The sequence below is a fragment of the Leptospira yanagawae serovar Saopaulo str. Sao Paulo = ATCC 700523 genome (genome assembly GCF_000332475.2).
GTDB classification, from domain to species: Bacteria; Spirochaetota; Leptospiria; order Leptospirales; family Leptospiraceae; genus Leptospira_A; species Leptospira_A yanagawae.
The window spans coordinates 338,919-361,891 of sequence record NZ_AOGX02000015.1; the positions used below are offsets into that span (position 1 = coordinate 338,919).

Genomic DNA, 22,973 nt, shown 5'->3' on the forward strand with positions numbered 1-22,973 from the left:
TCTTTCTCCTTCTTACTTATATTAACTTTGTGGTTTTCCCACTTTCACACGTGCAGGACGAATGGATTGTTTGTTTTCACCTTCTTCATGGTAATAACCAGCTTGGTAAGTTTCCACTACAGTCTCTTCCGTATACTCTGCACTTTCCTCAGAAGCGATTGCTTCCATTAACATTGGATCAAACGGCATTCCTTTTGGGTCCAATCTTTTGATTCCTTCTTTCTCCAATACGGAATAAAATTCCTTTTGTACCATTTTGATCCCTTCAACAAAGGCGACCACTTCCGGTGTTTGGTTCGGAACATTTGATACACGTTCCAAGTTGTCCAAAGCACTTGTGAGTCCTTCCGCAAACTTTTTGATGGATTCTTTCCTAGCGTTTAACAAGTCGTTAGCGGTTCTACGTTTGTAGTTTTGAAACTCCGCACGTTCTCTTAACCAAGAATCTTTTAAAGTTTCGATTTCCTTTTTCGCGTTATCGAGTTCTTTTTCAGCTCCCTCTACCGCTTGTTCAATGGCTTCATCAGAAATGGTTTGCCCCTCTTCGACTTGCACATTTTGATCTTCTAGGGATTGGTTCGTTTCTTCTGCCATTTCGCCTCCTGCTACCTGCTCAATTTCGTTATCATTTCTGAAACTAACTTTGAAGTGAATTCAATCAAAGGTAATGCTTTGTTGTAATTCATCCTCTGAGGACCAATGATTCCCATGGAACCGATCCTCTTTTCACCCATTCGGTAATTCGTAGTGATGATGGTAACACCACCTAACTTCTCATTGCCGTCTTTTCCGATAATCGTGTAAACACCATCCATCGGAACATACTCACTAAAAAATTCTTTGAGGAACTGTTTTTCATCAAATAGATGCAGGATGTTTTCTAATTGTTCCTCTTCATCCTTAAAGTTTTCGTATAAGTTTTTCAATCCATCGATATACAAGTTATCAACTGATTGACTATCCGACCCCATTGCCCTTGCGATGGATGGAGCAAATAAAGAAAAACCTTCTGGTCCTTCTTTTTTCAACATCATCTGAGGGATCAGATTACTTTGAATTTCATGAACATCAAATCCTTTGACGTTATCATTCAAATACCTTGAAATTTGGTACAAACTCTCTTGTGAGATGTGAAAATCGAAAAAAATATTTCGATTGAGCACAGTGCCTGACCGCATAACAAGAATCATAAGAACTTCACCTCCATTTACATGGATGAGTTCTATATGTTTGAGCGTATCCAAAGATCCTTCCGGACCAAGAACCACACTCGCTGATTGCGAAAGGGAAGCTAAAACCTTGGAGGTGGCAATGAGAACTTGATCCAACCGAAATTGCATCCTAAGATACTCTTCCTGGATCCTTTGTTTTTCACGCATCGTGAGCTCAAATAGAGTCACAAGGCTATCCACATACAACCGATACCCACGTTCCGTTGGCACACGGCCTCCAGAGGTATGTCGGGCTACAATGAAACCCATGTCCTCTAGTTCCGCAAGGCAAGAACGTATGGTGGCTGGTGAAAGGCCGATATCGTATTTTTCCGAAAGGGTTTTGGAGCCAACAGGTTTGTTGTCTGAAACAAACTCCTCAACCAATGCTTTCAAAATGGAACGATGTCTAGGGGAAAGGTCCATAGCCTCCAAGCACTTCCTTTAGCACTCTGATGATTAGAGTGCTAATCTATGCTTAAAGTTTACGGATTTCCGTTTTTTTCGTCAAGCAAGATGTCGCCCAGAGTTGCGAAATTTAGCAGACTTTCCAGGAAACTGCCAATTTTTTTCAAACGGGGTAGACTTGGATCCGGTTTCTGCCGTGGTTTTTCGCCTGGTAGAGAGCGATGTCCGCAAATTTGAGGACCTCTTCTGGTTTTTGGATGGGATGGACCTTTGTGTAGCCAATGCTCAAGGTGATGTTCAAATAATAATTATCAAAGATAAAAAACCGATGGGTTTCCACCGATTCCCGGAGCCGATCGAGGACAATGGTCGCACCTTCCGTAGTCGTATCAGGCAGGATACAACCAAACTCTTCCCCTCCCAGCCTGCCCACCGTGTCTTCTTCCCGTAGGCAATCCACAAAGATATTCGCCATTTTTTTTAGGACGAGATCCCCGATGTCATGGCCATAGGTATCGTTGATCACTTTGAAATGGTCAATGTCCATGACAGCAAGGACCGATTCTCGGTTACGGCGTTTCACTGTCGCAATGGTTTTTTGGAGTGTGTCAGCAAAGGAACGACGGTTTGGCAACATTGTTAGTTCGTCCATAAAGGCCAAACGTTTCAAACTATTGATGAGGACATTCTTTTGTTCTTCTAAGCGCCTACGTTCCCTAACATCGCGAATGATGGCAGCATAGTATTCTTTGTTTTCCTTTTTGATCGTAAATGCACGAATTTCCACAGGAATCGTACCTTTCGGTTTGGTGATGAGTTCCAATTCTTTTAAAAATCCAGCAATGTAATGAGCTTCATTGGAACTCACAAAAGCTTCGATAGAAGATTGTTCTCCTTTTTCATTCGGTGGGAACAAAAAAGAAAACGTTTTCCCATTTAACTCTTCTTCTGTGTAACCAGTTAACGTTTGTAAGGCTAAATTACTAAAGATAATCTTTTGATTGGTATCTAAAACAACAATCGAATCGATCGATTGGGAAACTATTTCCTTTGACAGAACATCTGTATTAAAATCATTCATTTCCCCAAATTTCCCCATTTCCTTTTTCACTTCGGAATGAATCCCGCCACATATGGATGTGACGAAAATTGATTTCAGGTTGGTTCACCCTGAACTCTTTTTTCGGCAAAACCTTCAATGGTTTTGAATTCAGACTCTGATACCAATAAGCAACAGAGATCAAATCTAAGGTCAAGGAATTTGCGTGACCATGTTCCAATAAGAATAGGAAATTTTTTTCAAAACGGATAGGGGATTCTACCCAAAAACGATACAAATGGGTTCTGCCCAACCAACCAATGGAATCGGAAACACGTGGGTATCCAAAATAGGGATGCATAAACACTTCTTTTGGTGACCAAGCTGTATTAAATACATCCTCTGTTCCTGTTCCTTTTAGTGTAGCGGTCGTTTGGTTGCCATCAATAAAGACCAAATCATCTCCTTCGCCATACCACAATGGAGTTGGAGAATCCACATACAAATTCAAACCAATAAATTGGCCTTTTCCTTCTGTTTCGAGAACGGAAAAATAATTTTCTTTTTTGAATTTCGTTTTTTCCATCTCACCGAGGAGTGACCATTCATTTTCCCTTTGGTTCGAAGTATTCGGTTTTGTGATACTTCGGTTCCATTCGGCATGGAAACGTAATGGAGATTCGAGAGGTGATTTCCATTCTTCATAATCAATATAAAAATAAAAATTGCTGATGTCTTCGTCTGATTCGTTTTCAATTTCTATTTTGGCACCAGATTCAAAGGGCATAGGAAAATAGGAATTCATTGACTTTCCTTTTTTTGGGGCTGCTACGAGTGGCAAAGAATTGAAAATGTATTCTTCACCCCAACCTTGGCCAAAAAATTCGCCTAACGGAACTACAACGGAAGCATGGGGATGGTTGTCCCATACCATACGAATCACAGCATTTTTACGAGCCATTGGGTCTTTACTTGCCAAGGTCATCCAAATGTGTTTGATCACCCCTCGGCCTTTGATTTCAGCTATGGTCACTGTTTTCTTTTTGGGAATTTTAATAAAATCATCATTTCCATCAGTTGGATCTGCACTTGAGATTCTTTTATTGGTATAGGTTTTTTCTTTCCAAATAGAAGATTCCCATCCATCAGCTGCTATCTGTATGGTGAAACAAATACAAATAGAGATAATAAAAATCCGCTTTGAAACTTTAAACAATGATTGGAACATTTTTATACCGTAACTCTAAGTCTAAGTCCTTCTTGCAAACCAAAGGAAAATTCCAGCTTGGACAAGTGATTGTAAAAAGATTTCAAATAAGACATAGAGATGGATGGAAAGAGTGATTTCAGCAATCATAAATACCATCCCTTCCAAACTTCCTACCGCCGGTGAAATTGCGGCAAGGCCACCAAGGACTGTTCGCATCCAAACAAGTAAAAACATTTGTTTGCCGAAACTTTGAATTTTGAACCAATCCCAAATGGTAAGGAGAAAACTCACCATGAGTAAGGCTTGCATTACCAACGCTGGCAAAAGCCAAGTCATAGCTCTTGACCAGGCTGCACCATCAACGGAAGTGACTAAAAACAGAGGGAAGACGGCAGAATCACCTTCATAATACCCTTTCATTACCAATTGGAAGTAAGGGATCGAAACAAAAAGATAAGCCAAAAGATGGCTGAAAATAAACTGAATTGTGATTTTAATCTTCGGATTCATGTTAAAGTTGTCCAATAAGGTTATCTTTACATGTTGAAATCAGAACTCAAGGCAAAACTGCAACGTACCTTTCCAAAAGCCAAAACTGTATCATCGGGAAGGTTGTTTACCCGACAGTTGAGTAACCTTGTGGACGATTCCTTACGACAAGTATTTCTGGAAGTGTCCAATGGAATCCCCACGAAAGACCACCTTTGCGTCATTGCAGTTGGGGGGTATGGAAGAAGGGAACTTGCCCCCTATTCTGATATCGATTTACTATACCTTCATGATGGAAAACTCTCTGACAAAGTATTAAGCGAAATCATTTCCAAAATCAATACCTTCCTCTATAACAATGATAAGGAAGTAGGACATAGTTGCCGCACCATCAAAGAATCATTTTTGTATTTAAACCAAATTGAAACCTACCATGCAGTTCTCGATGCACGATTTTTAGTTGGTTCTGAAGTTCTCTTTCAAAAATTCAAAACCGATTTTATTGGAAAAATTCCTGAAAAAACCATTAAGGAATACAATGAATGGAAACTTTCATACCTCAGAGAAAGGATCATCAACTCCTACAATCCTATTCTGTTATCTGAACCCAATATCAAAAACGATCCTTTGGGTTTACGTGATATCCAACAAATGTATTGGATTGAAAAAACAAATCCACTCGCTGACAGTGCTGACGGTGGGATTTTTGATTTTTATTTGATTGGTGACAGTTTAACCCTTCTGTCGGCTTATGATTTTTTACTCCTGACAAGGTCCGCCCTACACATCATCAGTGGCCGGAAAAATGACAGATTGGATTTGGGATTACAAGCAGAAGTAGCCGAATTCTTAGGATTTGGTCCAAAAAATGAAATCAAAACCTTAGAAAGATTTATGAGCCAATTTTACAAAGCACAAAAGGATGTGTATTTTTATATTGGAACCTATTTAGATGAAAAAACCAATCTCAACAAAAAACGGATTCATAAAGAACTTTCCAATCCAGATACACTTTATGATGACATCATCCATTTTTTTGCAGAGTCCCAAAAGAATGAAGAGGAACCATCTCGGATTGATTTAAACGAAATTCGTTTTGCTTCTCATTTTTTGGATGATGATTTTAAAAATCAAAAATCTGTACTTGATTGTTTTTTAGGAATGCTTCGACACAAAAAACGCATAGGACATACCCTCACTTTAATGCATGAATGCAATGTATTAGGGAAATTGATTCCGGAATTTGGAGCATGTACAAACTTTCCATTGTTTAGTTACCACCACCAATACACAGTTGACGAACACACCTTACTCATCTTACGAGAATTAGATGTTTTGATTGCTGATTTATGGGAAGACCCACAAGTCCAAGAAGTATTTAATGTCTGTGAAAAAATCGAAATTTTAGCACTTGCTATCCTCATCCATGACGCAGGGAAAGTGAAAGAAGGGGACCATTCCCAATACGGAGCAGAACTTGCTCTCATCATTGCAGAACGATTCCGTTTATCAGAAGAAGATACAGAACTCCTACGTTTTTTAGTCGCCGAACATATCATCATGTCGGAACTTTCTTCCAAACGAGATATCTATGATCCAAACCTCATCTCATCGTTTGCAAAACAATTTTCAAACCAAAACACCTTACGTTTATTATATGTGCTTACCATCATAGATACAAAATCGGTTGGCCAATCCGTCCTCACCAATTGGAAAAAAGAAATTTTGCATTTTTTATTTACCTCAACCCTCACTTACTTACAAAACAAAACCAATGTATCCGACACCCAAGAGAGGATCGAAACTACTTTAGAAACATACTTAATCGAAAAAGAAGGACTCACATCCGAACAAGCGGAGCAAATCGTAAACTTTGGCATGCAAATTCGACCAAGTTCCTATTTAAACTACAATACACCTCGTAGAGTGTACCAACATTTTATTTTATTACACGAATGGATTCAGTCTGGCGCACCGTTCCGATTGTTATCCGAAAAAGAACCAGCTTTTGTAACCTTGTCGATTTTTGCCAATGCAGACAAACGAATGTTATTGTATCTTTCGGGAATTATTTCTTCACTTGGGCTCAGTTTGGTGGGACTCCGGCTTTTTCGCACAAACAACGAACATCTAATTTTACAGGCACAAATCACAGATGAATTTGGAAGTGGGGAAATCGCCGAACTACAAATAAACGAAATTGAAACCACTCTTGGACAATGCATCGAAGGCAGTGTAAATATTGAAGACTTGGCATCAACAACCAATATATGGAAAACATTACCCCAAATTCCAGATGGAATGGTGGAAGAATTGGTTAAGTTTGCAAATGACTTATCGGATACGTATTCTGTTTTAGAAGTAAGAGTCCCCGACTCAATTGGGTTAGTGTATCGAATTTTAAAAACATTAATCGATTTTGAATTGGAAGTAATCTTTGTTAGAATCTCAACCAGTGCTGATTTTGCATATGACTCCTTTCACATCCAAACTAAAAATGGTAAAAAAATAGAAGATACAGGCCTTCTTCTTGCAATCAAAGAAAAAATTCTTTCTGTTGCAAGAGTCAAAGAAAACCAAGGTATCATGGAGATTAGTTTTTAATATGGCATGGTGGAAAGAAGCAGTCATCTATCAGATTTATCCACGAAGTTTCCAAGATTCTAATGGTGATGGAATTGGTGATTTAGATGGAATCACCGAACGATTGGATTATTTAGCTGGTTCCAAAGATTCCCTTGGGATTGATGCCATATGGTTATCACCAGTGTATCCATCTCCAATGTTTGATTTTGGATATGACATTTCTGATTACGAAGAAATTGATCCTGTATTCGGAACCATTCAATCGTTCAAACGTTTGTTAAAGGAAGCCCACAAACGAGGAATCCGCATCATTATGGATTTGGTTGTCAACCATACTTCACACTTACATCCATGGTTCATTGAATCCAGATCTTCAGTCAACAGCCCCAAACGTGATTGGTACATTTGGAAAGAACCTAGCCATAATGGACCACCTAACAATTGGTTGGGTGCCTTTGGGGGTTCAGGATGGGAATATGACAAACGAACTGGTGAATATTACTTCCATTCCTTTTTAAAAGAACAACCTGATCTCAATTGGCGTAACCCCGATGTGGAAGACGCCATCTTTCGTATGATGAAGTATTGGCTAGATATGGGAGTTGATGGGTTTCGTTTGGATGTTGTTAATTTATATGTGAAAGATGAATTCTTTCGAAACAATGCTTCTTATTTTATGAAAGGCCCAAGGCCTTACGACAAACAAGTACATACTTATGACCGGGACCGCCCAGAAATGCACGGCATTCTACGTCGCATGCGAAAACTTCTAGACTCTTATTCCGAAAAACGCATGTTTGTTGGTGAAATCATGCAAGATTTCCCTGGAAATGTTTTGTTACCAGCTACATATTGTGGCCGCAATGACGAACTCCACCTTGCATTTAATTTTATGTTTTTATTTTCATCTTGGAAAGCAGAACGATTTTTCCAAATTGTAAAAGATTTTGAATCTGCATTAGGAGAAGACAACTGGCCTAATTATACATTATCCAATCATGATTTCCCTCGTCACATCACTCGTTACGAAAAAGGGGAACATACATTGGATCGAGCAAAACTTGCCGCCTGTATGATGTTAACCTTACGGGGAACACCTTTTCTGTATTATGGTGAAGAAATTGGAATGAAACGCCAAAAAGTTCCATTTAATAAAATCCAAGACCCTGTTGGAAAACGGTATTGGCCATTCCATCCTGGCCGAGATCCAGAACGTATTCCAATGCCATGGGACGGTTCCGAAACGACAGGTTTCACTACCGGAAAACCATGGTTACCCCTTTACGCTGAAGCAAGTACTGTCAATGTAGAATCACAAAAACAAAATCCAGATTCTCTATTTTATACTTATAAAAAATTAATCCAAATCCGAAAAGATCGCAAATCACTTAGAAAGGGAAAACTAAAAATCTTACTAAGTGCCGACAAACAAGCATTATACTACAGAAGGAGAGAAGGAAAGGAAGAAACTTATATTTTTTTGAACTTTTCTTCCAAACCAGTTAGTGTTTCGTATCCGAGGAAATGGACACTCAATCAAATTTTATTCAGTTCCAAGAATCGAAATGCATCCTTTGAACTAGATAAAGAGCTCGATACAGGAGATTTAGTATTACTTCCCAATGAAGCAGTGATTTTTGGGAAGTAATATCCTTACACTACAAAGAAAGTTTTGGTATCACAACTTCCTGTGCAAATTTATGGGTTTCATCATAACAAATAGTGTGGAATCCAATCATTCACCACCACTCTCACCTTTGTATTTTTTTGAATCGAATACCAAACGATTGATGTACTGGCAAACGGAAGATTCATTCTGAAGCTCTATATCAATCCTCGGTTTATCAGATCGTAAGTCCGAGGCAGGAAAGGTGATATAAATCGTATCAGGACCCAATTCTTCAAAACACAACTCTTCTTCCCTTTTCGGAGTTTCTCCACTTTCCCCATTACATCCCGCATAAACTCCTGATACATAAAATTGACCCTTTGGTTGACGCCACTGGAAATCATTAAAACAAGTTCCATCACTAGCACTTCCATAACTTGTCACAAAAGAACCACTGGATTCTTTATCACGTTTGATATTGGGATGTGACCGAACAATTTCATAAACCATCCAATAACGATCCTGTGTCGACAAACGATACTGCATTTCACCAATCTCTTCATTGAAGCCACCTTCACCAAATTTGGCGGCAACGAGTACAACTGCTTTTTCATAAGGATTGGTTTTAAAAATTTCTTTGTAATCTTTTGGGATGGTTGCCAAAAATTCTTTGAAACCTTGGCCCGAAGTGAGGAGATAATCTGTTGTGGCAAGGGGTGTTAGGATCACTTCTCCTGCTTTTAATTTGATGCGAAATCCAATGGATCCACCTGATTCTTCTGCTATGATCGAAAGTACTTCTAATGTTTCATCCGAACCTAAATTGCCAGATCCATCCATTTGTGTGATGTGTAAAAAAACACCTTCGTTCTCTTTGAACTCTAACTTTCCATTGGCGACAACAGACAATGGATCAAAGTTTGTTTGGAATTTTTTCACAATGTCCATTGCAGATTGTGAAGAGTCTGAAAGGGAAAGGTATTGGAATGGCAAACCCTTTGCCGAATACGCACCATCTTTCGCAATCAATTGGAATAACATCTCGGGGATTAGATAATGATTTTTGAATTTATTAAACTGAACCACAAGACCCTTATATGAATTTGCTCTTACAGCAAACTCTGAATAAAGTTGTTTTTCCATTACATCTTTTTGGAGTTTCCAATTCTCAATTAAATAAGATTCAGCTTCAGGTAATATCAATCCCGATCCATCTTTTCCTGTTTCACGTAGTGCCGCGAAACGTTTCACAACGGCTGCATGCCTCGGATCTTTCGGTGAAGTTTGGCCTACTAAATTGGGCAACAAAACCAATTCGTTCACAACTTTTAATCGATCATCTGGTTTAGGAAATTCCAAAGCCAAGGCAATGTTAAAAATTCCCGCATTTACTTTTGATAGATCAATTGATTTGATTTTTTCTGGAGTTAGCAACCACTGTCTGATAGAATTGATCACCTCATAATCCGTTTTACCAACAATCGTTCCCGCAGCTTTTTCAGATACAAAAGCTTTCCCCGAGTCAAGAAGCCCTGCAACATAATGAGTATCCACTCTGGATGTACTCGGAAAATAAGCCTTACCATCCTCACATTGTGCTTTCAATCTGTCTGGACAATTCACTTGGAAGTAAGTGAACGTAGTATCTTTTTCTGTTACCTCTACATAAGCCGTAATTTCCACGTTGTCTTTGGCGTTTACCTTACCAATTGCGATTCCTGGTAACTTTGTTTCTTTGATTAATTCCAATTCAAGGTTCGATTGGAAAAAGTAAAAACGCATCGCCGGTTCCACTGGCTTTACTTTTCGTTTAGAACAATTGGAAAATGCCAAAAGTAGAATGGCACTTGCGAACAAAGATCGCATGACAATGGAAGAATGGTTCATAGGGATATCCTGTGATGATAAGTTTGTCACGCATCTTAATCTGAAATAAATTGACAAGTCAAATCAAAAACAAATTCTGAACAATTTGTCCAGTATACCAGATTGTATATAATTGATTTCGAATGAAGTGATCTGAACTTTCTAATATAAATTTAATTAGTATGGATTCATGAATCAGGACGATTTGTTTCTATGGGGCGCCTCGAAATGGTTTTCGCATTTCAATTCATTTGTATCACGATCCCGCTTTCCGCTGCAATCTTTCCCATTTGCTTATGCATTAAAATTACTTTGTGTAAGGAAAGGATTTCCGCTCCAATCGGTGGCGCATAAGATCAATTTCTATTGTTCTTTTTTTTTCCATTGCAACAATTGGATCACTTCCTCTGGTATTGATACAATTTTTTTAGTTACATGGCTCACAGTGATATAAGTTAAGATGCCAGAACAAATTCTTTTTTCACCGATCTTCATCTGGAACTCCCAAAATACTTTAGAAGATTGGTAACTTGGTTCCAATTGCACTTCCATTACTTCATCAAACTTTGCTCCATTGCGATAGTCAATGAGCGATTGGATCACATGGAAATCCAACTGGTATTTTTCCATAAATTCAGTGTAGGAAATCCCTTTTGCACGAAAGTACTCGGTGATGGCCACATCTAGATAATTGAGATAATTGGCATTAAAAACAATGCCTTGGGTATCGACTTCTGAATATCGTATGCGAAGTTGGTAAACAAATTGATTTTGTTTCATAAGAAAATTAGTTTAGTATTGAAACAAGGGACCGATCGCTTCATCATTCGTTTTGAATCGAACTTTATCACCAATTTTTACAGAATTAAAATCAAGGACACCATCAATCACAGTTGTGAGTTTTACATTTTCTTCTGTTTGAACGATGGCAAGTACATAAGGAGCTCTTTTCGCCATATGCCCAAATCCAACGTGCACAACTGTAAAAGATACAATACTTCCCGTCTGTTTGAGTTCTACAGTTTCGATCGATTCGCTACCGCAAGATGGGCATCCATCTAACACTTCTGCTACTTTGAAGTTACATTGATTACAAATTGTGCCGGCGAATGTTTGAACTATGCTCATAGTACATTTCTCATATTTTCATAAAATAAAAGCAATACGTTAAAATACCCATTTGCTGTGACTTCACGATCATTAGATAATCGGTAGCAGAAAGTTTAAGTTAATAAAAACCTTATTGACAAAATCCCTATATTACATATGTTATATTACAAGAGATTCAGATGTCTAGAGGAAATTCAGGTAGAATAGTTTTAGAAATTGATCCTGCACTAAAAGATAAGTTGTACATTGCATTAGCTAATGAAAAACTTACACTTAAAGACTGGTTTTTAAAGCAATGCAATGAATATTTAGATAACGTAAGCCAACCTAAATTATCTTTTGGAAAGGTTACTAAAAATACTAATAAAAATAGAAAAGATAAATGAATACAGCAAAAGTCATATTAGAAAAGAAATTTCGCGGAGGTTATTATACTCCATCCGATGTGGCATCGGCTATTACTAATTGGGCAATAAATTCACCAAATCAGACTATATTAGAACCTAGCTTTGGGGATGGTGAGTTTATAAAAGCAATCATTTCAAGAAAAAAAACATTAGGTGAAAATATAAAGGAAATTAATAAATCCTTATTTGGAGTTGAGATAGATTTCAATGAATTTGCAAAAGTTAAAAACTTTTGCAAAGATGTTTATAAAACTAAACTTGAACATCTTTACTTCCAAGATTTTTTTGAATGGTATAAAAATTGCGGCCGTGAATTTGATGTAGTCTTGGGGAATCCTCCATTCATACGATTTCAAAACTTTCCAGAACCATCTCGAACCAATGCCCTTTTATTCTCTGAATCAAATGGAATTAAATTGAATCGACTCACAAATATTTGGGTACCCTTTATAATACTCTCAGTTGCTCTGTTAAAAGAAAATGGACGTATCGGGATGGTTGTACCTGCTGAATTACTGCAAGTTAGTTATGCGGGACCATTGAGAAAGTATTTAATTGATTCGTTTCAGAATATTGCTATTTTTACTTGTAATGAGCTAATTTTTGAAAATGCTGAACAAGAAGTTGTAGTAGTTTTAGCAAGCGGAAAGAACCAGAAAATTTCAGGCGATGAAAATATTGAGGTTCTTGAAACTAATTCAAAGACTGAACTCATTACAAGAATAAAAAATTATAAACAAGAACGAAAGCATAAATATGTAAATCATTCCACTGAAAAATGGACCAAATATTTTTTGAACAACTCAGAAATTGAATTCATGAGAGGATTAAAAAGTGATCATCGTATATGTAGATTTGGTGATTTTTTTGAAGTTGATGTTGGCATAGTGACAGGCAAAAACGAATATTTCTTAATCAATAAAGCTACAGCGGAAAAATATAAATTACAAAATTATATAAAACCTATTGTTGGTCGTTCTTATCAAATTAAAAATGAAATATTCTATTCGAATGATTGGAGACATTTATGGAATGAAAATAAACCAGTTGGGCTTTTAGATTTTAATAAGTTGAATGGCCATATTCCCCAAAATGTGAAAGAATATATCGAATATGGAGAGTTGCTTAATATTCATAAAGGTTATAAATGTTCGAAAAGGAAACAATGGTATAAGGTGCCATCTATTTGGGCACCCGATGCTTTTATGTTCCGACAAATACACGACTTTCCACACTTAGTAATTAATAATGCAAAAGCCGTTTCTACAGATACAATTCATCGCGTTAGAAAGAAGAAAGAAAGACAATTCCCGCAAGTTCTCTTTTACACATACATAACAGCTGCTTCAGCAGAGATTGAAGGACGTAGTTATGGTGGAGGAGTTTTAGAATTAGAACCAACCGAAGCAGAAAATCTTCTTATCCCAAATCCAAATTTATTACTTGATAAATCATTTAATTATGATGTATCAAGAAAAGAAAATGGTAAATTTTTGTTAAAAAACTCTCAGTTTGTACTCAAGGAATTGTTAAGATTTAAAAAGTTAGAAGTCGATATGCTTGAAAATATTTATACAAAATTATTTTTAAGGAGAAAAAATAGAAATTAGTCATGAGGTGGAAGACCTTTATATCTATCTAAATAAAGTTCTTCGATTATTTTATGAACTTTTTCAAATCTTAGAGGTGAAGTTTGAGGTGGACTGTTTGCATCGATATGGCCTGTTTCAGGATCCCAAACAACCATTGATATAGCTTCTGCTAAATGGTGTTGATCTAACACACTAACGCGAGATCCTAATCGTTCAAGAGTTCTAATTAGATCTCTTTCTTGTTTAGGATTTAATGCTGGTTTCGGGAGGACAACGAAAAAGATAACTAACGCATATGGAAATCTGGTATGGACAGTAGTTGCCTCTGTGCCAAGATCATTGATCATATTTTGCCAATTTTTCCCTATACTTTTTTCTTCGTTGAGCGTTTTACTATCAAAAACAATTCTAGGTCCATCAGGTCTATAAGCAGCATCAAAATTTTGTGGGCGAACACCACCAACAATGCGTACTGGGCCAACTTCAACGGCGTCTGGTTTTGCAGGTAAAAGAGAACTAAAAGTAGGAGTAACAACTTCGATGTCACCCAACATCTTAGATATTGCATGTCCAAAAGCTAAATCGATAAATTGAGCAAAATTCACCGATTGTTGTCTATCGAAACTCGACTCCTCTTTCCTGTTACCGTTTTCTTCATTTTTATCGGAAAGCCAACGGCTTCCCCATTTTTTGAGTTCTTCCGTGTCAATTTTAATAGGGGGCATGTTTTGCAGATCAGCCATAAACCTAACGAATTATATTGAGCTTCTATGATAAATCTTTTTTTTAAGCGTCTAAAACATCTTGAAATGCATTTTAGGAGCTAACGCAAATAAGTAGATGAACTATGTCACTCATAGCCCTTTATTGTTGAATTTCTGCAAAATTAATTCCTATATTTAATGGAGAATTTTCTACGGGATTCACTACTCAAACAAAAATGCTTTGCGCATTACTTATTAATCTGATGAGGTAATGACAGGAAATTTAGCGGTAGATGAGCCATAAACGAACCAAGTTTAAACCCCAATACACGGGGTCTAAACTTGAAAGTTTTAGAAAATTTGGTTTTACTTCAATCGTTCGATGATTGTAGCAATCCCCATACCACCACCAATACAAAGAGTGATAAGGCCGTAACGAAGGTCTCTTCTTTCCAACTCATCAAGTACGGTTCCTGTAAGGATTGCGCCTGTTGCTCCGAGTGGATGTCCAAGAGCAATCGCTCCACCGTTCACATTGATTTTGGATTCATCAATTCCGAGTGTCTTTTTTACATATAACACTACAGAGGCGAAAGCTTCATTGATTTCCCAAAGGTCGATGTCTTTTACGCTGAGTCCTGCTTGTTTCAAAGCTTTTTGCGAAGCAGAAACCGGACCAGTTAACATAATGGTTGGGTCTTCACCAGTTGCAACAGTTGCAAGGATTTTCGCACGAGGTTTCAAACCGTATTTTTTCAAACCTTCATCGTTAGAAACTAAAATCGCAGCAGCACCATCAACGATTCCGGATGAATTTCCGAGTGTATGGATGTGATTGATTTTTTTAACTTCTGGGTATGAACGAAGTGCAATCGCATCGAGTTCTTTTTCACCGATTGTTTTGAAAACAGGACCAAGTCCCGAAAGGAAAGCATAATCAGATTCCAATCTTGGATTTTCTTCTTCCGTTACAACGGTTCCATCATCCAAAGTGATAGGGAGCACAGATTTTTTGAAATATCCATTTTGGATCGCTGCATGTGCTTTTTGTTGTGAAGATTCTGCAAAACGATCTGCCTCTTCACGAGATATATCATACTTTGTTGCGATCAAATCAGCGGAGATCCCTTGTGGAACTAAATTGTAATGAGCAGCAATTTTATCGTTACCAACGTTAAAATCACGACCGATCATATCATCACCCATTTTCACTCGGCTCATGGATTCCACTCCACCACCGATTCCAAGTTCCATTGCTCCCGAACCAACATGGTTTGCAACGTTGTTGAGTGCTTGTAATCCAGATCCGCAGAATCGATTTACAGTGTAACCTGGAACATCTTTTGGCCAATGAGCCGCCATTACCGCATAACGTGCGATACATGCTGCTTGGTCAGCAACTTGGGATACACAACCCATTACAACTTCTTCTACCGTTTTTGGATCGATTCCTGTACGGGATTGGATGGCTTTTAATGTGGCAGCAGCTAATTCTTGTGGGTGGACGGATGCAAGTGTCCCGCGTTTTTTGCCCTTTCCTCTCGGAGTTCGGACAGCATCAATAATATAGGAATTCCCCATGGGTTTACCTCTCTCTGGGTGTTCTAGGAAAAACGTACAGAGTTCGCCTCACAAGAAAAGTAAAAAAATCATCATTTCGTCATAGTTTTTGTGAATTTGTGACGGTAGTACTTCATTTTCGCTTGGATTTGGCAAGAATACCCCGAAATCATCGCATCAAACTTGTCTGCTTTGCTCTCATTCCGTTCGTCAGCGATCCGGATGTACCGAAAATTAGGTTCGATAGCCTCCGAAAATTCCCGTTTGTTCCAGTCCACATACCGCCAGGCGCTAAAACTATGGTTCACTCCTACCTTTTCGTCGATGGTCCCAATCAGCTGGAATTTAGATTCACAGGGTGTCCGGAAGAAAATGTAACGATTGAAAAAATACAGAATGGTCCTGTGAGGGTTGGCATCCAAAACGGATCGAAAGTGTTCCTTCATTTCTTCCACAGTGTAAAACAAATCGGGTCCAGAATTGGTGCTGCGAAAGATCACGGGCGAAAACTCATTCGGAGTATAAAGTTTTGTCAAAATGCGAATGTAGGAAGGGTCATCCAATCGATAGGGAATTTCGTTAAAGGCAAACGGAAACGGATCCCGTTCCGTCAGATGGATTTCGATATAACGGGTATGATCGTATTCAGGGTCATTGATGTCGGTAGCGACAATTTTTTTGATGTAACGAGAGAGGAATTGGTCTTCATACAAATCTCTGACTGTCACTGCTCCTTCTTCATAGAGAATGGCACTTCCAAAATCAATAAAACTAGCACCATCTAACAGACGTCCTATGGATCCATACTGGTGGTGTAAAATGCGATTCCGAAAGATTGATCGTAAAATCAAATTATGATCATACAAACGTTTACGACCTGACCTTTGTTCTACGACTGTATTTTTTGTTTTTTTGACTTTGTAATAATGGATGTGATTGGCTAGACCAAAACGTAATTTTTCAAACGCATGGTTTTCTAAAACACGTTTTTCATCTTCTTCATTTTCAATGATAGTGGTTTCCGCGACCAATGGCAAAACAAGTCCAAAACCCATACTAATTTGGCAGAGGATTAAAATGAAAACGAATCGTTTTGTTAAGAATGAAGAAAATTTGAAAAACACAACTGCTGAGATGAACTGATTCGGTTAAAAACCCGGATGTATTTTGAACATACAAGCCGGGTATCGATTTTGTAGATAGGTTAGAATTTTAATTCCTTTGGCCGAGGATAGGACCACCTGTTTTTTCCATCATCCTTTCTTTGGTTAAAAACAAATCCTCTCGGTTGTCTGCTGCCATCTCACCAGTTCCATCCAAATAAATGGCACCTTTTGGACATGCCTCTTCGCATAACCCACAGAAGATGCAACGTAGCAAATTGATTTCAAATTTTTTCGCAAACTTATCTTCTGGGTGAAGGTGTTGGCGTTCTGCTGGTACTTCTGCGGCCTCAATATGAATTGCATTGGCTGGACAAATCCACATACAACAAAAACATGCTGTACACCTTTCTCGGCCTTGTTCATCGCGTTTCATCGAGTGCATTCCACGAAATCGTGTTGAGTATTGTCGTTTTTTGTCAGGGTATTCTATTGTGACCTGTTTATTAAAGAAGGCAACCCTTACAAAATGTTTGAGAGTGATCCAAAGGCCTTTACCAATGGACCAAAAGTAAAATTTTTCATACCAAGAAAACTGGTGTTTTTTGGCTACGTTGACGACATTAACGGTTCCCAACGGATGCCTCCATTTTATTTGTCATGGATTTTAAAATCAAACCTACAACACCTGCCGACGAAAGTAATCCTTGGATGGGATTCATTGACTTTTCAAAATTTTGTTTGAGGCCGTTTTTATTGGTAAAACTTCCTTCCGCTTCACAAAAAATTTGAATTGGTGCCGCCAAACTTGCGCTCTTCGCAGCTTCGGTCAAATTGGTATCGAAACAAATCACTTTGTTTGGATCAATGCCATCAGGAATAGCTTCTTTTAAAAGGATCACCAAATCAATTGATCCTTGTTTTACTGCAGAAACAATCCCTGAAATCCCAGAAGCAGTGGTAAGACCTAAGTCAATGGCTCCCTTTGTATTCGGGTGATTGTCTTTTGTGAGTAAAAAGTCAACTTGTTCGGTTTCTTTATTTTGGGCAGCCGTGACAAGTGTTTCCCATTGGATGGATTTTTCACCTAACTCATGTGAGAGTGTTTGCAAATTTTGTTTGAGTGCTTCCAAGGTTTCGTTGGATTCGTGAGCACCACCGAGAACTGCGATTGATTTGGCTTCTTTCAATCGATCAATGATTTTAGAAACCACAACTTGGGATGTTGAGTTTTTTCCATTTTCTAAATAACTGAACAAACGATTTTCATTCATCCAATCAATATCGAATCGACCTTTGTCACATAGAAAAAACATTCCTTGTTCAAAGTTTTCACGCACCATATAACGATACATTTTATTGTCTCGCACATTCGTTGTTACATTACATCCTGTAGAACAACCATGGCAAACGGATTTGTGTGATTTGTACCACCAAACTCGTGATTTAAATAATGTTTTGTTATTGAGTAGGGCTCCTACGGGGCAAATGTCTGCAAGGGCACCTTGGTAGTTGTGAGCAATCGGTTCTGATTTGGCAAGGCCAATGATGGAATGGTTGCCTCGTTCAAAAAGTCCTAGGTTTGATTCTCCCACTTTTTCTTCTTCAAAGCGAACACAACGGTAACAAACGATACATCGATTGTGGTTGATGATGAGATTGGTTCCAATTTCTTCTTGAGGGATATTTCGTTTCTCAAATTCAAAACGCGAATGTCCAGTTCCCGATCCAAAGGCATTGTCTTGCAAACGACATTCCCCAGCTTTATCGCAAACCGGGCAATCTAACGGGTGATTGGCGAGAAGGAATTCCATTGTACCAGCTCGTGCTTCTTTGACACGATCGGATTTTGTAATGATACCCATTCCCTCTTTTACAGGAGTATTACATGCGGCTTGTAAACGCGGCACCCCTTCAATCTCAATGAGACACATGCGGCACATACCGACAATGCTTAGAGCTGGGTGGTAACAGAAGTAAGGAATTTCGACTCCTACTTCTTTTGTTGCATCAATGAGGTTTTTCTTTTCGTCGACTTCGTATTCGACTCCGTCTATCTTTATCTTAACCAAAGAACAGACCCCCTAGGTTTGATTAGACTTAGGTCTTTTGATTTTGTCAAACCTTCATTTGGAAATTATATTTACCTCGGGTAGATAGGCGTAGGGTTGTAAGTCGACAACATGATTGGAGAAAAATTCGGAATCCACAAATAGGGAACTGGCTCTGATATTGGTCTGTTTTAGAATTTTGGCGATCAAATCATCTAAAATCTGTAAGGCACGGACTTCATAAAAAAAAGCATTATCGAGATTGATTCTCAAATTGGTGAAAGAACCTCGCCCCGCTAGCGTCAACATAAAACGGTCGTAAATTTCCTCGGTTGATTTTTTGCCAGGACAGCCTTTGATATCCAATTGGATTTGGGAAATGGAAAGTTCGGTCACATTCACCTGCAAAGGGAAATCTTTTTTGTCGATGATGTTTTCGGGTTTGAGTTGGAGGACTTGGGCGATTTTTTCGAGAAGGGCAGCATTTGCAATGGGTTTGAGCAAATAAGCTGTCACATGGCTGTATGCAGCACGTTTCACTTGGTCTTTTTCACTTACGGCAGTCACCATGATGACAGGAGTGAGTTTTAACATCTCCTTACCTTTTTGAAGAAAACTGATCCCATCCAAATAAGGCATGTTCACATCACTGATCACCAAATCATAACTATTGTTTCGAATTTTGGTAAGCCCAGACATCCCGTCCACAACATGTGTTACGTCAAAATTATATCTCTCTAAAGTATGTAATAAAAGTTTGGCACTACTCTCATCATCTTCTAAGAGTAAAATTTTGTAAACTTTGGGACGATTCATTCGATTATAGATCCTCTATTGGTTTGGAATGGCGTTTAAATTCGCATACTTCATAAACCATTTTGGTTGAAGTGCTCTTTGGTAAAGGTATGCATCAACTAACACTAAATTTACGACTGCTTCCACTATAGGTACTGCCCTAGGCAATACACAAGGATCATGACGGCCTTTCGCTTTGAGAATGGTTTCTTTGTTTTGGTCGTTCACGGTTTTTTGCTCTTTTTTAATCGTAGAGGTTGGCTTAAAAGCAGCACGAATCACAAGATCCATTCCATTGGAGATTCCACCTTGGATCCCTCCTGAACGATTTGTCCGTGTTTTCACTTTGCCTGTACCTTCTTCAATGTAAAATTCATCGTTATGTGTACTACCTGTTTGGCGAGTGCCTGCGAATCCAGATCCTACTTCAAATCCTTTACAAGCAGAAATCGATAAAATTGCTTTTGCTAAATCTGCATCTAACTTATCATATACGGGATCACCAAGTCCAGGTGGAAGGTTACGAACTACAACCTTTACCACACCACCAACCGAATCCCCTTCATCCCTAAGTTTGCGAATGAGAGTTTCCATTTCTTCATTGGCAGATACTTTTGGACAACGTGTAGGAAATTGGTCCACTGTGTCTCTTGAGATAGGGTATTCGTTTTCAGAGAGATTCGAATCAATGGGACCAATTGAATCCACAAATCCTACGGTTGAAATTCCCAATTCGTTTTCTAAAATCACTCGGGCAAGTCCAGCAGCGGCCACACGACCTATCGTTTCACGAACAGAAGATCGTCCCCCACCCACATGGGCTCTATGGCCATATTTTTCAGAATAGGTATAATCTGCATGGGAAGGTCGGAAAACATGTGCCATCTCATCATAATCACTGCCAATGGTATTTTGGTTGTTCACCTTCATAAGAATGGGGCTACCGGTGGTTTTGCCTTCAAACACTCCCGATTCCACAACCATACGATCCTTTTCATCTCTCGGAGTTGTCAGATCATTTTGGCCTGGCCTACGGCGTGTTAGATCTTTTTGGATCTCTTCTTCCGGAAATGGAAGCCCTGCTGGCACTCCATCCACAACAACTCCAACGGAAGTTCCGTGAGATTCTCCATAGGTCGATACTCTAAAAATTTTTCCCCAACTTGATGGCATATACGGACAATGAAAATGGAGATTGCATTCTCTCCAATAAAGTTTTTCATGAACTTGGAATGCACTCTCTCTTCAATGGACCCAAATACAAGGCACTTGGCTTTAGCATCGGGATTCACATTATGTTTCTAGTGCTTACCTTGGCAAATCTCTACAAAAGTGACATAGATCCTTCAATGTTCCAACTGCGAAAAGGGGGGAGTATTTCTTCCTTTCAATTGAATCTGTCAACGGGACTCGGCGAAAAAAAAGATTCCGTTTCGGGGACCCATTCCCCAAGTGAAGGAACCAAAACCACAAACGATGAAATCTCCGATTTCCAAAATTGCCTCAGTTACCCCAGTTTGGCTTTGGAACAAAAACTGGAAGACGATTGTGTTTACAGGCTCACTGTAAAAGAAGATGGCTCTCTGGAAAAAATTGCAGTGGTCACCGCATGTAGGTATGCGGTTTTTGATCAACAGGTACGACGCCAACTCTCTGAATGGCAATTTTCGTATTCCAAAGGCAAAGAATTTGTACTCCCCATTAGGTTCCGTTTAGATGTCCGAGACTAACCCACATTCCGAAGAGAGTGCATGGTACATTGTTTATACCAAACCTCGTGCGGAAAAAAAACTCAGTGAACTCCTCCGAAAGTACAATATCGAGAATTATTTACCAATCCGTAAGGAACGTAAAAAATGGACGGATCGTTTTAAGTGGATCCAAGTCCCCATTTTGCCTTCTTATATTTTTGTGAAAATTGTCTTTTGGAGGGATAAAAATAAAGTCCTCCAACTCCCAGGTTCCCTACATTTTGTTTTCCATAAAGGGCAACCTGCAATCTTGGAACAAAACGATTTGGATGTTTTGGAACAAGGCCTAAAAGAATATGCGGAGTCTCTCAAAATGAACCCTGAATTATTATTCCAAAAAGGCAAAGTGGTTAAAATCATCGATGGATCTTTCCGTGGTAAAACCATGGAAATCGTGAAAGTGAAAAACAAAACATTGGTCGTTTGTAGGATTCCAGGTGTGGAAACGATTTTTTCATATGAAATCAATATGGATCATATAGCCTGGGAGGAATTGATACAATGAAAGAAAAAGATATACTGACAATAGTTAAACAAGCCTTAGATGACGAAATTTCATCCCTTATTCATTTTAGAGAAAACTTAGATCCTTCTGTAAGAAACTGTGTCGAGTTAATCCTGAAGTCAAAAGGGAAAGTCATTGTCACTGGTGTTGGAAAGTCTGGCGATATTGCGAAAAAAATTTCCCATACACTTTCTTCCACAGGGACATCTGCTTATTTTTTACACCCTACAGATGCCTCCCATGGAGACTCAGGAATTGTTGGACCTGACGATGTTGTGCTTGCCATCGGAAAAAGTGGTGAATCTGAAGAACTCAATTATATTTTACCAACCCTTCGCAAAATTGGAGCAAAAATTGTTGGAATCACTGCCAACAACAAATCGAAGTTAGCGGAACTATCTGATGTTGTCATCATTACTCCAGTATTAAAAGAAGCTTGTCCTTTGGACCTCGCACCCACTTCTAGCACTACCATTGCTCTTGTTTTGGGAGACGCCATTGCGGTTGCTCTTATGGAATTAAAGGAATTCAAAGCAGATGACTTTGCATTGTACCATCCAGCAGGTCGACTGGGAAAAAGGTTATCCTTGTATTTATCCGATGTCATGCGAAAGGGAGAACGTAATGCTTCCATACCAATTGATGCCAATCTCGAAGTGATCCTAAAAGAAATCACCGAAAAAGGAATTGGGGCAACAGGTGTAGTGGATAGTAAAGGAAATTTGGTTGGTCTCATCACAGACTATGACATACGAAAGTACCTCACCAAACATACTTTGTCTCCCAACGTAACTGCAAAAGAAATGATGAATCCAAATCCCAATAGTTTCCAACCAAATGAAAAGGCATATGATGTTCTCATCAAAATGGAAGGACGCGAAAGACCAATTTCTGTGGCTCCAGTAGTCGATGAAAAGGGAGTTTTTGTTGGGATGATTTCCCTCCACGATTTATTACAAAAAGGATTATAAACAAAG

At 38.7% G+C, this 22,973-nt stretch carries 22 protein-coding genes; 7 read left to right on the plus strand and 15 right to left on the minus strand.

Going from position 1 to position 22,973, the window contains the following annotated elements; genetic code table 11:
• Positions 1-21 precede the first annotated feature (21 nt).
• From grpE to LEP1GSC202_RS05250, 5 genes are all read right to left on the minus strand, one after another.
• Complete coding sequence (gene grpE, locus LEP1GSC202_RS05230) at positions 22-594, minus strand: nucleotide exchange factor GrpE (protein ID WP_015677279.1); 573 nt, start codon at positions 592-594, stop codon at positions 22-24.
• Positions 595-605: 11 nt separating this feature from the next.
• Complete coding sequence (gene hrcA, locus LEP1GSC202_RS05235; protein ID WP_015676525.1) at positions 606-1,637, minus strand: heat-inducible transcriptional repressor HrcA; 1,032 nt, start codon at positions 1,635-1,637, stop codon at positions 606-608.
• Between the two features lie 145 nt (positions 1,638-1,782).
• On the minus strand, positions 1,783-2,700 hold the full coding sequence (locus LEP1GSC202_RS05240) for a sensor domain-containing diguanylate cyclase (RefSeq protein ID WP_015677224.1): 918 nt from the start codon (positions 2,698-2,700) through the stop codon (positions 1,783-1,785).
• Positions 2,693-3,886 carry a glycoside hydrolase family 172 protein gene (locus tag LEP1GSC202_RS05245; protein ID WP_015677626.1) on the minus strand — a complete coding sequence of 398 codons (1,194 nt, stop codon included), beginning with the start codon at positions 3,884-3,886 and terminating at the stop codon, positions 2,693-2,695. The genes LEP1GSC202_RS05240 and LEP1GSC202_RS05245 overlap by 8 nt, the downstream gene beginning before the upstream one ends.
• A gap of 21 nt (positions 3,887-3,907) precedes the next feature.
• Entirely contained in the window at positions 3,908-4,378 is a 471-nt protein-coding gene (locus LEP1GSC202_RS05250) for a hypothetical protein (RefSeq protein WP_015677062.1), read from the minus strand.
• Between the two features lie 30 nt (positions 4,379-4,408).
• On the opposite strand from LEP1GSC202_RS05250, the gene LEP1GSC202_RS05255 reads away from it, so the two are divergent.
• Positions 4,409-6,961 (plus strand): [protein-PII] uridylyltransferase family protein, encoded by a 2,553-nt coding sequence (locus LEP1GSC202_RS05255; RefSeq protein ID WP_015676840.1) that lies wholly within the window; start codon positions 4,409-4,411, stop codon positions 6,959-6,961.
• A 1-nt stretch (position 6,962) separates the two neighbouring features.
• Positions 6,963-8,591, plus strand: a complete 1,629-nt coding sequence (locus LEP1GSC202_RS05260) for an alpha-glucosidase (protein WP_015677573.1) — start codon at positions 6,963-6,965, stop codon at positions 8,589-8,591.
• Between the two features lie 87 nt (positions 8,592-8,678).
• On the opposite strand, the gene LEP1GSC202_RS05265 is transcribed toward LEP1GSC202_RS05260, so the two are convergent.
• From LEP1GSC202_RS05265 to LEP1GSC202_RS05275, 3 genes are all read right to left on the minus strand, one after another.
• Entirely contained in the window at positions 8,679-10,439 is a 1,761-nt protein-coding gene (locus tag LEP1GSC202_RS05265) for a hypothetical protein (RefSeq protein WP_015676729.1), read from the minus strand.
• Positions 10,440-10,781: 342 nt separating this feature from the next.
• Positions 10,782-11,198 (minus strand): acyl-CoA thioesterase, encoded by a 417-nt coding sequence (locus LEP1GSC202_RS05270; protein ID WP_015677039.1) that lies wholly within the window; start codon positions 11,196-11,198, stop codon positions 10,782-10,784.
• A 12-nt stretch (positions 11,199-11,210) separates the two neighbouring features.
• Entirely contained in the window at positions 11,211-11,546 is a 336-nt protein-coding gene (locus LEP1GSC202_RS05275; RefSeq protein WP_039928208.1) for a Zn-ribbon domain-containing OB-fold protein, read from the minus strand.
• A 161-nt stretch (positions 11,547-11,707) separates the two neighbouring features.
• Between LEP1GSC202_RS05275 and LEP1GSC202_RS05280 the strand changes: the two genes are divergently transcribed.
• Both LEP1GSC202_RS05280 and LEP1GSC202_RS05285 read left to right on the plus strand, forming a co-directional pair.
• Positions 11,708-11,914 carry a hypothetical protein gene (locus LEP1GSC202_RS05280; protein ID WP_015677189.1) on the plus strand — a complete coding sequence of 69 codons (207 nt, stop codon included), beginning with the start codon at positions 11,708-11,710 and terminating at the stop codon, positions 11,912-11,914.
• Entirely contained in the window at positions 11,911-13,545 is a 1,635-nt protein-coding gene (locus tag LEP1GSC202_RS05285) for an N-6 DNA methylase (protein ID WP_015676779.1), read from the plus strand. The genes LEP1GSC202_RS05280 and LEP1GSC202_RS05285 overlap by 4 nt, the downstream gene beginning before the upstream one ends.
• On the opposite strand, the gene LEP1GSC202_RS05290 is transcribed toward LEP1GSC202_RS05285, so the two are convergent.
• The 7 genes from LEP1GSC202_RS05290 to aroC all read right to left on the minus strand — a co-directional run bounded on the left by LEP1GSC202_RS05290 (position 13,542) and on the right by aroC (position 20,913).
• On the minus strand, positions 13,542-14,270 hold the full coding sequence (locus LEP1GSC202_RS05290) for a hypothetical protein (protein WP_208597385.1): 729 nt from the start codon (positions 14,268-14,270) through the stop codon (positions 13,542-13,544). The genes LEP1GSC202_RS05285 and LEP1GSC202_RS05290 overlap by 4 nt on opposite strands.
• A 327-nt stretch (positions 14,271-14,597) precedes the next feature.
• Positions 14,598-15,812 (minus strand): acetyl-CoA C-acetyltransferase, encoded by a 1,215-nt coding sequence (locus LEP1GSC202_RS05295; protein WP_015677350.1) that lies wholly within the window; start codon positions 15,810-15,812, stop codon positions 14,598-14,600.
• Between the two features lie 71 nt (positions 15,813-15,883).
• Positions 15,884-16,846 (minus strand): hypothetical protein, encoded by a 963-nt coding sequence (locus LEP1GSC202_RS05300; protein ID WP_208597386.1) that lies wholly within the window; start codon positions 16,844-16,846, stop codon positions 15,884-15,886.
• Between the two features lie 157 nt (positions 16,847-17,003).
• Entirely contained in the window at positions 17,004-17,531 is a 528-nt protein-coding gene (locus LEP1GSC202_RS05305; protein WP_015677382.1) for a NuoI/complex I 23 kDa subunit family protein, read from the minus strand.
• Positions 17,518-18,966, minus strand: coding sequence for an NADH-quinone oxidoreductase subunit G (locus LEP1GSC202_RS05310; RefSeq protein ID WP_015676635.1), 1,449 nt, complete (start codon positions 18,964-18,966; stop codon positions 17,518-17,520). The genes LEP1GSC202_RS05305 and LEP1GSC202_RS05310 overlap by 14 nt, the downstream gene beginning before the upstream one ends.
• A gap of 54 nt (positions 18,967-19,020) precedes the next feature.
• Entirely contained in the window at positions 19,021-19,761 is a 741-nt protein-coding gene (locus LEP1GSC202_RS05315; RefSeq protein WP_015677385.1) for a response regulator, read from the minus strand.
• Between the two features lie 15 nt (positions 19,762-19,776).
• Positions 19,777-20,913, minus strand: a complete 1,137-nt coding sequence (gene aroC / locus LEP1GSC202_RS05320; protein ID WP_015676808.1) for a chorismate synthase — start codon at positions 20,911-20,913, stop codon at positions 19,777-19,779.
• On the opposite strand from aroC, the gene LEP1GSC202_RS05325 reads away from it, so the two are divergent.
• The 3 genes from LEP1GSC202_RS05325 to LEP1GSC202_RS05335 are packed head-to-tail and all read left to right on the plus strand — an operon-like array spanning position 20,907 to position 22,967.
• On the plus strand, positions 20,907-21,470 hold the full coding sequence (locus tag LEP1GSC202_RS05325) for an LIC_10042 family TonB-like protein (RefSeq protein ID WP_015677171.1): 564 nt from the start codon (positions 20,907-20,909) through the stop codon (positions 21,468-21,470). The two genes, aroC and LEP1GSC202_RS05325, sit on opposite strands and share 7 nt — an antisense overlap.
• Positions 21,457-21,996 carry a UpxY family transcription antiterminator gene (locus LEP1GSC202_RS05330; RefSeq protein WP_015676434.1) on the plus strand — a complete coding sequence of 180 codons (540 nt, stop codon included), beginning with the start codon at positions 21,457-21,459 and terminating at the stop codon, positions 21,994-21,996. The genes LEP1GSC202_RS05325 and LEP1GSC202_RS05330 overlap by 14 nt, the downstream gene beginning before the upstream one ends.
• A complete protein-coding gene (locus tag LEP1GSC202_RS05335) occupies positions 21,993-22,967 on the plus strand; it encodes a KpsF/GutQ family sugar-phosphate isomerase (protein WP_015677040.1) in 975 nt (324 codons plus the stop codon). Before LEP1GSC202_RS05330 ends, LEP1GSC202_RS05335 begins: the two co-directional genes overlap by 4 nt.
• Positions 22,968-22,973: the final 6 nt, after the last annotated feature.